The sequence below is a fragment of the Streptomyces sp. NPDC028305 genome, from assembly GCF_055569495.1.
On the sequence record NZ_JBVHTN010000002.1, the window covers coordinates 45,494 to 59,121 of the forward strand.

General features: G+C 70.8%; 14 protein-coding genes. 10 read left to right on the forward strand and 4 right to left on the reverse strand.

Annotation, left to right across the window (positions count from 1 at the left end; translation table 11 throughout):
* Positions 1 to 12 precede the first annotated feature (12 nt).
* Entirely contained in the window at positions 13 to 642 is a 630-nt protein-coding gene (locus tag ACZ4WQ_RS07045) for a TetR/AcrR family transcriptional regulator (RefSeq protein WP_311721854.1), read from the reverse strand.
* Positions 643 to 772: 130 nt separating this feature from the next.
* Here ACZ4WQ_RS07045 and ACZ4WQ_RS07050 point away from each other — a divergent pair, with 130 nt between their 5' ends.
* Both ACZ4WQ_RS07050 and ACZ4WQ_RS07055 read left to right on the forward strand, forming a co-directional pair.
* Positions 773 to 982, forward strand: coding sequence for a hypothetical protein (locus ACZ4WQ_RS07050; RefSeq protein WP_398374048.1), 210 nt, complete (start codon positions 773 to 775; stop codon positions 980 to 982).
* The gene (locus tag ACZ4WQ_RS07055; RefSeq protein ID WP_385344104.1) at positions 979 to 1,638 is read left to right on the forward strand and encodes a DsbA family oxidoreductase; all 660 of its coding nucleotides are present in this window, start codon (positions 979 to 981) and stop codon (positions 1,636 to 1,638) included. Before ACZ4WQ_RS07050 ends, ACZ4WQ_RS07055 begins: the two co-directional genes overlap by 4 nt.
* Positions 1,639 to 1,684: 46 nt before the next feature.
* Here the strand turns inward: ACZ4WQ_RS07055 and gndA are convergent, their stop codons facing one another.
* From gndA to ACZ4WQ_RS07070, 3 genes are all read right to left on the reverse strand, one after another.
* Positions 1,685 to 3,136, reverse strand: a complete 1,452-nt coding sequence (gndA, locus tag ACZ4WQ_RS07060; RefSeq protein WP_398374049.1) for an NADP-dependent phosphogluconate dehydrogenase — start codon at positions 3,134 to 3,136, stop codon at positions 1,685 to 1,687.
* Positions 3,137 to 3,235: 99 nt separating this feature from the next.
* Complete coding sequence (locus ACZ4WQ_RS07065) at positions 3,236 to 4,312, reverse strand: D-2-hydroxyacid dehydrogenase (protein WP_398374050.1); 1,077 nt, start codon at positions 4,310 to 4,312, stop codon at positions 3,236 to 3,238.
* Positions 4,309 to 4,947: an RraA family protein gene (locus ACZ4WQ_RS07070; protein ID WP_311721860.1), complete on the reverse strand. Its 639-nt coding sequence runs from the start codon at positions 4,945 to 4,947 to the stop codon at positions 4,309 to 4,311. Before ACZ4WQ_RS07070 ends, ACZ4WQ_RS07065 begins: the two co-directional genes overlap by 4 nt.
* Positions 4,948 to 5,540: 593 nt before the next feature.
* Between ACZ4WQ_RS07070 and ACZ4WQ_RS07075 the strand changes: the two genes are divergently transcribed.
* The 8 genes from ACZ4WQ_RS07075 to gdhA all read left to right on the forward strand — a co-directional run bounded on the left by ACZ4WQ_RS07075 (position 5,541) and on the right by gdhA (position 13,592).
* Positions 5,541 to 6,917, forward strand: a complete 1,377-nt coding sequence (locus tag ACZ4WQ_RS07075; RefSeq protein WP_311721861.1) for an MFS transporter — start codon at positions 5,541 to 5,543, stop codon at positions 6,915 to 6,917.
* A 36-nt stretch (positions 6,918 to 6,953) separates the two neighbouring features.
* The gene (locus ACZ4WQ_RS07080) at positions 6,954 to 7,760 is read left to right on the forward strand and encodes a 5-oxoprolinase subunit PxpA (protein WP_398374051.1); all 807 of its coding nucleotides are present in this window, start codon (positions 6,954 to 6,956) and stop codon (positions 7,758 to 7,760) included.
* A 19-nt stretch (positions 7,761 to 7,779) separates the two neighbouring features.
* Positions 7,780 to 8,520, forward strand: a complete 741-nt coding sequence (locus ACZ4WQ_RS07085) for a 5-oxoprolinase subunit B family protein (RefSeq protein WP_311721863.1) — start codon at positions 7,780 to 7,782, stop codon at positions 8,518 to 8,520.
* Complete coding sequence (locus tag ACZ4WQ_RS07090; RefSeq protein WP_398374052.1) at positions 8,517 to 9,521, forward strand: biotin-dependent carboxyltransferase family protein; 1,005 nt, start codon at positions 8,517 to 8,519, stop codon at positions 9,519 to 9,521. The genes ACZ4WQ_RS07085 and ACZ4WQ_RS07090 overlap by 4 nt, the downstream gene beginning before the upstream one ends.
* 65 nt (positions 9,522 to 9,586) lie before the next feature.
* Positions 9,587 to 10,384, forward strand: coding sequence for an SDR family oxidoreductase (locus ACZ4WQ_RS07095; RefSeq protein ID WP_311721865.1), 798 nt, complete (start codon positions 9,587 to 9,589; stop codon positions 10,382 to 10,384).
* 24 nt (positions 10,385 to 10,408) lie between these two features.
* Positions 10,409 to 11,578 carry a pyridoxal phosphate-dependent aminotransferase gene (locus ACZ4WQ_RS07100; RefSeq protein WP_311721866.1) on the forward strand — a complete coding sequence of 390 codons (1,170 nt, stop codon included), beginning with the start codon at positions 10,409 to 10,411 and terminating at the stop codon, positions 11,576 to 11,578.
* A gap of 32 nt (positions 11,579 to 11,610) precedes the next feature.
* Positions 11,611 to 12,195 carry a TetR/AcrR family transcriptional regulator gene (locus ACZ4WQ_RS07105; RefSeq protein ID WP_311721867.1) on the forward strand — a complete coding sequence of 195 codons (585 nt, stop codon included), beginning with the start codon at positions 11,611 to 11,613 and terminating at the stop codon, positions 12,193 to 12,195.
* A gap of 50 nt (positions 12,196 to 12,245) precedes the next feature.
* Entirely contained in the window at positions 12,246 to 13,592 is a 1,347-nt protein-coding gene (gene gdhA / locus ACZ4WQ_RS07110) for an NADP-specific glutamate dehydrogenase (RefSeq protein WP_398374053.1), read from the forward strand.
* The last annotated feature ends 36 nt before the right edge of the window (positions 13,593 to 13,628 follow it).

Genomic DNA, 13,628 nt, shown 5'->3' on the forward strand with positions numbered 1-13,628 from the left:
CGACTCGACCCGTTACGGCGCGCCGGCGAGGTTGCCCATCACCGCGTAGAGCTGCTGTGCGGTCAGCGGGGCGGTGGGCAGCGGGTGGGCGGCTTCGGCGCGCAGGCCGTCGAGCATGAAGGCGACGCCTCGGCGCCAGGCGTCGGGGGCCGTGTCCTTGGCAGCCCGGGACAGCAGGGCGTTGGTGCCGAAGATGAACAGCAGGTCCTCGCGGGTGAAGTCGGGGCGCAGGGCGCCGGCCCGCTGGGCTCGCTCGATGATGCGCGTGGCGGCGGCGTGGGAACGCTCGCAGACGGCCATCAGGCGCTGGGCGTCCGGATAGCGGCCGGTGACCACGTCGCTGATCGCGGGGTCGGTGACCTGGAGTTCGCAGACCGTCTCGATGTAGTACGTGAATCCGTCCCAGGCGTCGTCACGGGCCAGGGCCTGCTGGGCCGCCTCGTCGAGACGGTCCGCGGCCAGGTCGGCGACCACCTCGTCGATGAGCGCCTCGCGGGTGCCGAAGAGGTTGTAGAGGGTGCCGTGGCTCACGCCGGCCCGGCGGGCGATCTCCTTCAGGGGGGCCTGGAGCCCGCGTTCGCGGAAGAGTTCGGCTGCCGCTGTCCGCAGCTTCTCCGCGTTGCGTTGCGCGTCGGCGCGCATCCGGTGTTCCTCCTCATCGGGTGGGCGGCCTTCATGGTCGCACCCTCACGTCACACATAGATTGACCCCGGGGTCAAGTTGCGTGTTACGGTCGGAGCCGAAGTTGACCCACGGGTCAGAATAGCTCCGCATGGAGGTCATCGACATCATGACGAAGGGACTCCTCATGCTTGATTTCTCTCTCCGAAACGGTACGGCGGGAGAGCCCGCCGAGACCGCCTCCGATGGAGCGGCCACCACGGCCGATGACGCTCCGGGCGCGGAGGAAGCCGCACCCGCTCTCACGCTCCTCGGTTCGGACGACGCCGCCGTCTGCGCGGACGGGGTGTGTGCCCTGTGAGCGCGCTGCGTATCGACGTCTGGTCGGACGTCGTCTGCCCGTGGTGCTACATCGGCAAGCGGCGCCTGGAGTCGGCGCTCGACCGGTTCGACCACGCCGACCAGGTCGAGGTCCACTGGCACAGCTTCCAGCTCGACCCCGCCCACCTCAAGGGCCACCGCCGGCCGGTCTTCGAGACGCTGGCGCAGAAGACGGGCGCGCCGATCGCACAGGTCAGGGCGATGGTCCAGCAGGTCACCGACCTCGCCGCCGCCGAGGGCCTGACGTACGACCTGGAGCGGGCCGTGTCGGTCAACACGATCGACGCCCACCGCCTGAGCCACCTGGCCGCGGCACACGGACTGGGCGACCGGATGCACGAGCGGCTGCTGCGCGCCCACCTGTGCGAGGGCGAAGTCGTCGACGACCGGGACACGCTGGTGCGGCTGGGTGCCGAGGTCGGTGTCCCCGAGGACGAGACCCGGCGGGTGCTCGACGGCGACACGTACGACGACGCGGTGCAGGCCGACGTCCGGGAGGCGCGCCGCTACGGCGCCACGGGCGTGCCGTTCTTTGTGCTCAACCGCGCCTACGGCGTCTCCGGCGCTCAGTCAGTCGACACCTTCCTCTCCGCTCTGCGCACCGCCCACGCGGATACCGCCCCGACGAGCCGCTGAGCCGGGACGGCCTCCACGAATCGCCCACCTTTCGGCTTTCTCCGGGTCAGTGGGCGGAGCCCTCGATCTCGACCTCGGTACGGTTGCCGGACCAGAGCGTGTGGAAGGTGCCCTCCTTGTCGATCCGTCGGTAGGTGTGGGCGCCGAAGAAGTCGCGCTGGCCCTGGACGAGCGCGGCGGGGAGCCGCTCGGCGGCCAGCGAGTCGTAGTAGCTGAGCGCGGAGCCGAAGCCCGGCACCGGTACGCCGGAGAGGGCGGCGGTGGCGACGATGCGACGCCAGGCGGCCTCCCCCTCGACAACGGCCCGTGCGAAGTAGGGGGCCTCGAGGAGCGTGGTGATGTCCGGGTTCTCGGTGTACGCCTCGGCGATGCGGTTGAGGAAACGCGCACGGATGATGCAGCCGCCGCGCCAGATCTTGGCGATCCGGTCCTTGCGAACGTCCCAGCCGTACTTCTGCGCGCCGGCGATGATGGCGTCGAAACCCTGCGCGTAGGCGACGACCTTCGAGGCGTAGAGGGCCTTGGCGAGGTCCTCTGCGAAGGCGGCGGCGTCGACCTGCTGTATCTCCGGGCGGGCGGCCAGCCGCCGGACCGCCGCACGCTGCGCCGGCTTGGAGGAGACGGCGCGGGCGAACACGGCCTCGGCGATGCCGCCCACGGGGACGCCGAGGTCGAGGGCGTTCTGCACGGTCCACACGCCGGTGCCCTTGGAGCCCGCCTGGTCCAGCACGACGTCCACGAACGGCTTGCCGGTGGCGGGGTCCACCTGGCGCAGGATCTCGGCGGTGATCTCGATGAGATAGGACTCGAGCGGCCCCTGGTTCCACTCGGCGAAGATGTCGGCGACGGCGTGCGGCTGGAGGCCGCCGACCGTCCGCAGCAGGTCGTACGCCTCGCCGATCAGCTGCATGTCGGCGTACTCGATGCCGTTGTGGATCATCTTGACGAAGTGGCCGGCGCCGTCGGTGCCGACGTGTGTGACGCAGGGCTCGCCCTCGGCGACCGCGGCGATGGACGCGAGAATCGGCCCGAGGGTCCGGTAGGACTCCTCCGACCCGCCCGGCATGATCGAGGGACCGTTGAGGGCGCCTTCCTCGCCACCGGAGATGCCGACACCGACGAAGTGGATACCGGTGGGGGCCAGCCTCTTCTCGCGGGTGATGGTGTCGGGGAAGTTCGCGTTGCCGCCGTCGACGATGATGTCGCCGGGCTCGAAGCGCTCGGCGAGCTGGTCGATGACCGCGTCCGTGCCCGCCCCGGCCTGCACCATGATGATCGCGGTGCGCGGCCTCGCCAGCGACGCGACGAAGTCGTCGATCGACTCACTGGCGATGAATCCCGCCTCGGGGTGCTCGGCGACGAGTTCCTTCGTGCGGGCGTAGGTGCGGTTGTGGACGGCGACCGTGTTGCCTTCGCGGGAGGCGAGGTTGCGCGCCAGGTTCGATCCCATCACCGCCAGCCCCACGACGCCGATATTGGCCGTTGCGCTGGTGTTCATCTGGACCTCTTTCGATCGGTGGGTGCGCCGGGTGTCATTCTGGCGCTTGTGGCCGGGGCGGCGGTGATGTGGGGGGTATGTGCGTGGCTGTCGTCCTGGTCAGTAGAACTCGACGGTGTTCACGCGGTTGATCAGGCCCTGTCCGTCGAGGAGCCGGGTGGCGTTGGCGGCGAAGAGCTCGGCGATGAGGCGGTCCTCGGCCGTGTCGAGCGCGGCGGTGTGCGGGCTCACCAGCACGCGGTCGTGGTCCCACAGCGGGCTGTCGGCCGGCAGCGGCTCCGTCTCGAAGACGTCCAGCGCGGCGAAGCCGACCCGGCCGGAGTCGAGCGCGTCGGTCAGGGCGGTCTCGTCGACGACGCTGCCGCGGCCGACGTTGACGAGGGAGGCGCCGGGCCGGAGGGCGTTGAAGAACCGTTCGCCGAGGAGGTGTTCGGTGGCCTCGGTTCCGGGGAGCGTGTTCACGACGGCGTCCACGGTGGGGGCCACCTCGGTGATGCGGTCGGGGTGCACCACGGCGGAGACACCGGGTACACCGGGGAAACAGTCGTCCCTTCTGCTGGTGCCGATGACCGTCGCGCCCAGCGCGTGGAGTGCCGCGGCGACGACGCGGCCGATCCCGCCGAGCCCGAGGACGAGAACGGTCTGCTGGTTCACCTGCCCCATCGTCCAGCGGCCGCTCCATTCGTGGTCGCGCTGCTGGCGGTGCAGGCGGGGCAGGTCCTTGGCCCCCGCGAGCACGCCGAAGACGGCGAACTCGGCGAGTGGGCGTCCGTGCACTCCGGCCGAGGTGGTGAAGTGGACCCGGTGGAGTTCTTCGGCGTTCAGCCCGGCGGCCTTGACCTGGCTGCCCCCGCCCGCGGCCATGGTGTGCACCCAGCGCAGCCGCGGGTTGGCCCGGACGGCGCGCGCCAGGGCGGCCGGGTTCACGTCGGGGATGCCGTAGAGGGCGTCGGCCGAGTCGATCGCGGCCTCGTAGGCGCGCTGCTGGTGGGGGGTGCGCTGCCAGTCCGGGTCGCCGGCGAAGTCGGCGGGCCAGCGCATCGGCGGGAGGAGGGAGGCGTCGACGACGAGGTCGATGCGCGGTTCCAGCTCCTGGACGCGCGCGCGGTTCTCCTCGGACAGCGGGGCGGCGACGGCGACGCGGAGTCGGCCCGCCGCGCCGTCCCGGCCGCTCATCGCGAGGCCTTGGTGCGCAGCGCCTCGACCTCGGCGTCGAGGGCGGCCTCGCGGGCGACGATCTCCTCCACGGCCCCCAGCGCTTCGTCGGCGCGGTGCGGCGGGATGACGATGACGCCGTCCCCGTCGGCGGCGACGATGTCGCCCGGGTTCACCACGACGCCACCGATGGCGACAGGTTCTCCGATGGTGCCCGGGCCGTTCTTGAAGGGGCCGGCGGGAGTCAGCCCACGGGCGAAGACCGGGACGCGGAGCTGTTCGATGATCGCGGCGTCGCGGACATATCCGTCGACGACCGCGCCGACCGCACCGTGCACCGCGAACCGCTGGGCGAGGTTGTCGCCGATGATGGCGCGGCCGTCGTAGCCGAAGGCGTTGATGACGAGGAAGTCGCCGGGACGGATGTGTTCGAGCGCCGCGATCACGGCCTTGTTGTCGCCCGCGACGGTGAGGACCGGGAGCGCTGTGCCGACGGCCTTGGCGCCGTGCCAGATGGGGGCGATGCCTCCATCGACGATGTTCAGCCGGTCGAGGGCGTCGCCGAGGTTGGCCACGGAGTGGGTGCGGAACCGCGCGAGCACATGCTCGTCGACGCGTTTCCACGCGGTGTTCACGCGCACGTTGTCCTGGGTCATCGCGGGTTCCTTCGGGTGGTGTGGGTGTCGGCGCCGGGGGCATGGGTCCATCGCGCCCCGTCCAGAAACTGCGAAAACTTTCGCGTTTTTGCGTGAGTCAGTGTGCATCCATCCGGGGCGCGGCACAAGGGGTGGCGGCAAGGTCGCGGCGGGGGCGTGGGGGATGGGCGCCGGGCTCCATCTGCGTGGCCGGAACAGATCGTGCTGGACGTCGGCGGACCATGGAATCCGGCTTCGTGCGGTCGAGGGAACCGCACAGTCCAAGGCGGAAGCGCGATGGAGGCCCAGGGTTAACGCCAGGGGAACGCACTTCTTGACCACCGCCAGAATGCGAACCTATTCTCATTCGCGATTCAAGTCGCAACTTGGCTCTGGCGCTGTTCTGCGGCCCTCTACCGTGACGTCTCCTCCCGGCCCCACTCGGGCGAGCAACGACGGCCTGAGCCCCTGAGGCGGTAGCACCGCCTACCTCTTGGGACCCACAACGCATGGGTGCACCTCGGCGCAGGAGCGATTGCCGGCAGCGACCACGTTCAGCGCACGATCCTTAAGGACGCCGTCCCCGGAGTCCGCGACACCGAAAGTGAACGTGTATGACAACGTCAGATCGGCTCGACATTCCATCAGACCGCCACGAGGCACCGTCGGAGACACCCGGCGCGGCAGCGGTCGACGTCGTCTCCGCCAACGGCAAGGTCGTCCGCAAGGCCACCATCGCGGGCGCGGTGGGCTCCTTCGTCGAGTGGTACGACTACGGCATCTACGGCCTCCTCGTCACCTATCTCGCGATCAACATCATGGGCGAGGCCGATGCCGGAAGTCTCTTCCTCACCAACGTCGGCTTCCTGATCAGCTTCATCGCCCGCCCGTTCGGCAGCGTGATCTGCGGTTACCTCGGCGACAGGCTGGGCCGCAAGAGCCTTCTCGCCACCCTTCTGGTGCTGATCTCCGCCGCGACCGCGGCCATCGGCCTCATCCCCTCCCACGCCGTCATCGGTGTCGCGGCGCCCGCCCTTCTCGTGCTCCTCCGGGTGGTTCAGGGCTTCTCCGCGGGCGGTGAGGTGGCCGGCGCGATGTCCTTCGTCGGCGAGTACGCGCCGGACGCCCGCCGCAACTTCATGATGAGCTTCATCGCCGTCGGCTCCTTCGTCGCCCTCATGTTCGGCAGCGCCTTCTCCGCCATCCTCATCACGACCCTCGGCGACGCCTCGATGACCTCCTGGGCGTGGCGGGTGCCGTTCCTGCTCGCCGTCCCGCTCGGCTACGTCGGCTTCTACATCCGCCGCCAGTTGGAGGAGACCCCGCACTTCACGGCGTTGCGCGAGCAGAACACCGTCGCGCGCAACCCGCTGAGGGAGGCCTTCACCTCCCGGCGCCACCTGAAGGCGATCGTCCTCACGATCTTTCTGCCCGCGCTCAACGGCCCCGGCTACTACCTGCTGTTCGTCTATATGCCGACCTATCTGAAGACCTCGCTCGGCGCGCACAACTTCTCGATGCTGAGGGCGCTCACGGTCACCTCGTTCAGCCTGGTCGCCATCGCGATCTGCATCCCGCTCATGGCGCGCCTGTCGGACCGGATAGGCCGCAAGCCCGTGCTCGCCGGCTCCGCCATCGCCATGGCGGCCGTCTCGTACCCGATGTTCAAGCTCATCACGACCGGGGAGTTCGGGCCGGCCTGCATCGGCACCATCGTCCTCGCGATCGCCTTCTCCGGGCACGCCGCCGTCGTGCACACCATGCTCGCCGAGATGTTCCCGACCACCGTGCGCTACTCCGCCTACAGCATCGGGTTCAGCGTCTCGACGATCATCTTCGGCGGCAGCGCCCCGCTGGTGATGACCGAGCTGATCAAGTCGACCGGTTCCAACCTCGTCCCGGCCTTCGCCTCCATCATCACCGCCCTGATCACCCTGGTCACCGTCGCGTTCCTGCGCGAGACCAAGGGCCGCCCCCTCGCAGCCAGCTGAACCATCCCCCCCCACACACACATCGGGAGAGACACCGTGGGAATCAACTCCGTAGCCGTCGTCGCCGACCTCGGCGAGAGCTTCGGCAACTACACCATCGGCGACGATGGTGCCCTGCTCACCCTCGTCACCTCGTCGAACATCGCCTGCGGCTTCCACGCCGGTGACCCGCGCATCATGGACCGGACGGTCGCCGACTGCGTCGAGCGCGGCATCGAACTCGGGGCCCACCCCGGCTACCCCGACCTGGTCGGCTTCGGCCGCCGGCTCATCGAGGCGACCGAGGAGGAGATCCGGACCGACGTCCTCTACCAGCTCGGCGCGCTCGACGCCTTCGCCCGGGTGCACGGCGGCACCATCAGCCACGTCGCCCCGCACGGCCGCATGGGCTCGATCGCGCAGACCGACGCCAAGCACGCCCGGGCCATCACCGACGCGGTCGCCGCGTACAACAAGGACTACATCGTCATCTGCCAGCGCGGGCTGCTCGCCGAGGAGTCGCGCAAGCGCGGCCTGGAGGTCGGCTATGTGTTCCTGGCCGACCGCGGCTACGGCGACGACGGCATGCCCGTCCCGCGCTCCCACGAGGGCGGCCTGATCTACGACCCCGAGCTGATCGGCGAGCGCTCGGCGCAGGTCGTACGGGAGGGCACCGTCCGCTCGGTCAACGGCAATGTGGTCCCGCTCGGCCACGACGCCGACGTTCTGCTCCTGCACGGCGACCACCCGACCGTCCTCGAGAACGGCACCGCGCTGCGCGCCGCGCTCGACGCCACGGACATCCGCGTCGCCGGCCTGCGCGAGGTCCTGGCGGAGAAGGCGGAGGTCGCGCTCGCCGGCTGAGGGCCGAGCGCACCAGGCGATGACCACAGCACAGTACGGCGCCATCACCGTCGAGCCCTTCGGGGACTCGGCGGTGATGGTGACCATCCCCCACGCCGACCAGGCCATCCGAAGGGCCGGGATCGTGGCCTTCCGCGACCGGTTCCTGGCGCACCGCCCGCACGGCGTGCTCGACGTCGTCTCCGGTCTCGAATCCCTGCTGATCGAGTTCGACCCGTTGCGGACCGCGCTCCAGCACGTGGAGTACGCGGCTCGTCTGGTGGCGCGGTGGGCGCCCTCGCCCCCGGACGGCCCGGCCCGCAGGCAAGCGGTGCGGACGTTCGCCATCCCCGTCGTCTTCGACGAGGTCAGCGGCCCCGATATGGCGTCCGTCGCCGAGGAACTGGGCATGGCCCCCGCCGATGTGGTCGGGGCGATCGCGGAGTCCACCTTCACGATCGCCCTGCTCGGCGCGGCGATGGCACCGATGATGGACGGGCTCGAGGTGCCCAGGCCGGTGCGTCGGCGTGCCGAACCACGGACGGACGTCGCCCCCGGAGCAGTCATGATCGCCGGGACCAACGCGATCATCCAGCCGTTCCCCGGGCCGACCGGCTGGCGGGTGGTCGGGCGCACCCCGCACACCATCGTCGACATCTCCCGCCCGGACCCCGTCTCGTTCGGCACCGGCGACATCGTGCGCTTCGTCCCCGTCACCCGGGACGAGGCCTTGGCGCTGGACGCCGGATTCCTGCTGCCGACGGGGGAGGAGGCCGTATGAAGACCGTGGCGCTCGACATCACCAGCGCCGGATGGGTCACCACCTTCCAGGACCTCGGCCGCCGCGACACGGAACGGCGCGGGGTGCCCACCGGCGGCGCGGCCGACCAGCATTCGGCGGCCGTCGCGAATCTCCTCGTGGGCAACTCCCGCGGCGCGGCGCTGATCGAGAACCTCGGGGGCGAGCTGGCCCTCGTGCCCGACGCCGATGTCCTGCTCGCCGTGACCGGGGCGCCCGCCCAGGTCACCGTCGCGGGGTCGCCCGCCGACAACTGGTCGCCGCTGGTGGTGCCGGCGGGTCATGAGGTCCGGGTGCGCGGGGACATGAACCAGGGGACGCGCACCTATCTGGCCGTGAACGGAGCCCTGTCCACGAAAACCCTTCTGGGCAGCGCCGCCCCGGACGCCCGGATGGGATTCGGGCAGACCGTCACCCCGGGCTCGCGCGCGCTGCTGGAGACGGAGTTCCGGGGGTTTCAGCACCGGCTGTTCGAGCCGCCGCTGTTCCGGCTGCCCGTCCCCGTACCGCGATTCGACGACGGCCCCTGGGCCATCGACGTCGTCGCCGCCCACGGTGTTCAGGCGATCCCCGGCATCCGCGAGGTGATCGAGGAGGCGACCTATGTCGTCACCCCCCGCTCCAACCACGTCGGGCTGCGGCTCGACGGGCCGGTGCTCCACCCGGACACCGGCACCGAGATCGTGTCCCACGGCGTGCCCATCGGAGCGCTACAGATCCCGCACGCGGACGAGTTGATCGTCCTCGGCCGCTACCGGAGCCTGACCGCGGGCTATCCCATCGTCGGTGTCGCCTCGCGGGCGTCCCTGCCCCTGCTCGGACAGGCTGGGCCGGGGCACCGGCTCCGGTTCCGCTGGACCGACCGCGAGACCTCGCTCCGTCGCTTCGCGCGCCGTGAAGCCGAGGTCCGCGCGCTCGGACACGCGGCTGCCGAGGCGTTCGGCGCGCTCGGCTTCACGGAACCCTTGCGTCACATGAATTGAGAATCTATTCTCACTTGCAATGTGAATCTCATATCGGTCATGGAGTCAGTCATGGAGGAGGAACGGTGACGACGTCGCCCGGCACGACCGCGCTCATCACAGGAGCCGGCAGCGGGATGGGGCTGGAGACCGCACGGCTGCTCGCCCGGGACGGTGCCGCCGTCGCACTGGTCGGCCGCAGACAGGAGGCGCTCGACGCCGTCGCCGCCACGATCCGCGCCGAAGGAGGGACCGCCCTCGCCCTCGCCGCGGACATCACCCGCCCGGACGATGTGACACGCGTCCTCGACCGGGTACGGGCCGAACTCGGCCCGGTCGACGTCCTGGTCAACAACGCCGGCAGCGCCTCATCGGTGCTCAACCCGCGGTGGCTCCCGCACGACCAGTGGCGCCAGGTCCTTGACGTGAACCTCACCGCGGTCTTCCAGCTCACCCAGGCCGTCCTGCCCGACATGCTCGACCGCTCCACCGGGACCATCGTCACCGTCTCCTCGCTCGCCGCGGTCAACCCCAACCTGCTCGGCGGCGCCGCCTACGGCGCGGCCAAGGCCGGCGTCCGCAACTTCATGACCTTCCTGCACAACACGTTCCGCAACCAGGGTCTGCGCGCGATCACCGTGCTGCCCGGCGAGGCGGACACCCCCATCCTCGACAACCGCGCCCGGCCCCCGGCGCCGGAAGAGCGCGCCGGCATGGTGCAACCCGAGGACGTGGCCGAGGCCATCCGCCTGGCCGTCGCCCTTCCCCAGCGCGTCGTCCTCCAGGAGATCGTCGTCGCCCCCACCCGGCAGCGCGACACCTCCGCCGACCTCGAGATCAGCCGCTGGGCGGGCGCGCCCGCCGACGCCGCACCGCAGGCCTGACCACCCCGCAACCAGGAGGAGCGCATGCCGCCCGCCATCACCACCCAGCCGCCCCTGTTCGACACCGCCGACGCCGTCGCCCGCATCGCGGCCGCCTCCCGCCGGACACAGCAGCCGCAGTCCCGGGCCGACCTCGTCTCCCTCGCCATGGGCGAACCCGACTTCGACACACCCCAGCAGGTGACCGAGGCGGCCCACGCCTCGATCCGCGCCGGACGCACCCACTACTCACCGCTGCTCGGCGAGCCGGCCCTGCGCGAGGCGCTCGCCGCGAAGCTCGCCGCCACCGCCGGGGCGCCGGTGTCCGCCGCCGACATCCTCATCACCCAGGGTGGCACCGCCGGGCTCGCCGCCTCGATCCTCGGCATCGTCAACCCCGGTGACAAGGTGGTCGTCCCCGACCCCACCTACTCCCTCTACGGCGACCTGGTCGCCATGGCCGGAGGCACCGTCGTCCCCGTCCCGCTCGCGCCGGACCTGCACTGGGACCTCGACCGGCTCGCCGACGCCCTCACCGGCGCCAAGCTCTTCGTCTTCTGCAACCCCGTCAACCCGACCGGCATCGTGCACAGCCGCGAGGAACTCGACACGCTCGCCGGCCTGCTCGACGGTGCACCCACCATCGTCATCTCCGACGAGGCGTACTCCGACCTCGACTACACCGGCCGGCCCTTCACCTCGGCGATCTCCGTCGACGGCCTGCGCGAGCGGACCGTCTACTGCCAGACCTTCTCCAAGAGCTACGCGATGACCGGCTGGCGCGTCGGCTACCTCTGGGGGCCGACACCGCTCATCCAGGCGTCCGCGCGCATCCACAACACCTTCAACGGCTCCGTCAACACCTTCATCCAGGACGCCGCGCTCACCGCGGTGAACAGCTGCGACGAAGACATCGCCCGGATGCGCGCCGCGTACGAGCAGCGCGGCGAGATCATGCGCGGGGAGCTGGCCGCGATCCCCGGCCTCACCCTCAGCGCACCGGAAGGGGCCTTCTACCAGTTCCCCCGCTACGACCTCGACCTGCCCTCCGTGGAGGTCGTCGCGGCACTGCGCGCGCACGGCGTCGCCGTCCGGCCCGGGAGCGAGTTCGGGGCACAGGGCGAGGGGCACCTGCGGCTGTCGTACGCTGCCAGCGCGCAGTCCATCACCGAGGGCGTCCGTCGACTGGCCGACGGCCTCTCGGCGCTGCGATGAACGCCGTCCCGCACCCCACGAGGAGTCGCCCCATGCGCAGTGACACCGAGCGCAACCGCAGGCACCTCATCGAGGCAGCCGCGCGGCTGTTCGCGAACTCGCCGACGCCCGTCAGCCTCGCCGAGATCGCCAAGCAGGCAGAGGTGTCCACCGCGACGGCCTACCGCCACTTCTCCTCGGTCGAGGAGATCCTGCACGCCTTCCGCCGTCAGGTCGGCTCCGACCTGCGGGACTTCAGCGCCCGGCAGACCACGCGGGGCATGGCGAAACTCGAGGCGGTGTCGCGGTACTGGGTGTCCCTGGTCCTCGAACACGGCGGCGCGATGGCCCAGATGCGCTCGCACCGCGGCTACCTGGAGCGGCTGCGCGAGGGAACCGGCTACCTCACCCCGCAGGCCGAGGCGCTCGCCGAGCCACTGCGCCAGACCGCCGGGGAACTCGGCCTCGGAGACCTCGGCGACGAAGCCCTCTACCTGTGGAACGCGCTGTTCGACCCCCGGGACATCCTCGACCTCATCAAGAGCGGACGCACCGAGGACGAGGCCGCCACCCGCCTCGTGGCCGCCCTGCGCGGCGCCCTGATCGGCTGGTCCACGTCGGGGCAGCAGGGCGCATGACAGAGGGCCGGCACCCGGCCGGCCCGCACCCGAACAGAGAGACAGCACCTATGGACGTCAGCGCCCACATCGAGGCGGTCTACGAGGACATCCGCCGGCGGAACCCCGGGGAAGGGGAGTTCCATCAGGCCGCACACGAAGTCCTGCACGCGATAGGCCCCGTGCTCCGGGCGCACCCCGAGTACTCCAGGGCCCGGATCGTGGAGCGGCTCTGCGAGCCCGAGCGGCAGCTGATCTTCCGGGTCGCGTGGGTGGACGACCAGGGCACGGTCCAGGTCAACCGCGGTTTCCGGGTGGAGTTCAACAGCGCCCTCGGACCGTACAAGGGGGGCCTGCGGTTCCACCCCAGTGTCAACCTCGGCATCGTCAAGTTCCTCGGCTTCGAGCAGATCTTCAAGAACGCGCTCACCGGCATGGCGATCGGCGGTGGCAAGGGCGGGGCGGACTTCGACCCCAAGGGGCGCTCCGACGGCGAGATCATGCGCTTTTGCCAGGCGTTCATGACCGAGCTCTACCGCCACCTGGGCGAGCACACGGACGTGCCCGCCGGGGACATCGGGGTGGGCGGCCGCGAAATCGGCTACCTCTTCGGCCAGTACAAGCGGATCACCAACCGCTACGAGGCCGGCGTCCTGACCGGCAAGCCGGTCGGCTGGGGCGGCTCGCACGCCCGCACCGAGGCCACCGGCTACGGCGCGGTGTACTTCGCCCAGGAGATGCTCGCCACGCGGGGTCACGACTTCGACGGGCGCCGGGTCGTGGTCTCCGGGTCGGGAAACGTCGCCGTCTACGCCGTCGAGAAGGTCCACGCCCTCGGCGGACGCGTGGTGGCCTGCTCGGACTCCTCCGGCTACCTGGTCGACGAGGACGGCATCGACCTGGACCTGCTCAAGGAGGTCAAGGAGGTGCGCCGCGCCCGGATCTCCGCCTACGCCGAGGCGAAGCCGACCGCCCGGTTCTCCGCCCGGGGGTCGGTGTTCGACGTGCCGTGCGAGATCGCCCTGCCGTGCGCGACTCAGAACGAGCTGACCCGGCAGGACGCCGTCGCCCTGGTGAAGAACGGTGTGCTCGCCGTGGCCGAGGGCGCCAACATGCCGTGCACGCCCGAGGCGGTCGAGGTGTTCCGGGGCGCGCGGACCCTCTTCGGCCCCGGCAAGGCGGCCAACGCGGGCGGGGTCGCGACCTCCGCGCTGGAGATGCAGCAGAACGCCTCCCGCGACAGCTGGACCTTCGAGCGGACGGAGGACCGGCTCGCCACCATCATGCGGCAGGTGCACGCCCAGTGCCGGGCCACCGCCGAGACCTACGGCGGCGACGCCGACGACTACGTACTCGGCGCCAACACCGCGGGCTTCCTCCGCGTCGCCGAGGCCATGATGGCCCAGGGAGTCGTCTGAGCACGGACGTGGGGCATGCCCCGGGCGCGACCCCTC

Bases quoted from the DNA above. Each gene is read 5' to 3' on its own strand.
- ACZ4WQ_RS07050 (WP_398374048.1), top strand. From the start codon at position 773: ATGGAGGTCATCGACATCATGACGAAGGGACTCCTCATGCTTGATTTC.
- ACZ4WQ_RS07090 (WP_398374052.1), top strand. From the start codon at position 8,517: ATGAAGACCGTGGCGCTCGACATCACCAGCGCCGGATGGGTCACCACC.
- ACZ4WQ_RS07105 (WP_311721867.1), top strand. From the start codon at position 11,611: ATGCGCAGTGACACCGAGCGCAACCGCAGGCACCTCATCGAGGCAGCC.
- ACZ4WQ_RS07070 (WP_311721860.1), bottom strand. From the start codon at position 4,947: ATGACCCAGGACAACGTGCGCGTGAACACCGCGTGGAAACGCGTCGAC.
- ACZ4WQ_RS07075 (WP_311721861.1), top strand. From the start codon at position 5,541: ATGACAACGTCAGATCGGCTCGACATTCCATCAGACCGCCACGAGGCA.
- ACZ4WQ_RS07100 (WP_311721866.1), top strand. From the start codon at position 10,409: ATGCCGCCCGCCATCACCACCCAGCCGCCCCTGTTCGACACCGCCGAC.
- ACZ4WQ_RS07065 (WP_398374050.1), bottom strand. From the start codon at position 4,312: ATGAGCGGCCGGGACGGCGCGGCGGGCCGACTCCGCGTCGCCGTCGCC.
- gndA (WP_398374049.1), bottom strand. From the start codon at position 3,136: ATGAACACCAGCGCAACGGCCAATATCGGCGTCGTGGGGCTGGCGGTG.
- ACZ4WQ_RS07045 (WP_311721854.1), bottom strand. From the start codon at position 642: ATGCGCGCCGACGCGCAACGCAACGCGGAGAAGCTGCGGACAGCGGCA.
- ACZ4WQ_RS07085 (WP_311721863.1), top strand. From the start codon at position 7,780: ATGACCACAGCACAGTACGGCGCCATCACCGTCGAGCCCTTCGGGGAC.
- gdhA (WP_398374053.1), top strand. From the start codon at position 12,246: ATGGACGTCAGCGCCCACATCGAGGCGGTCTACGAGGACATCCGCCGG.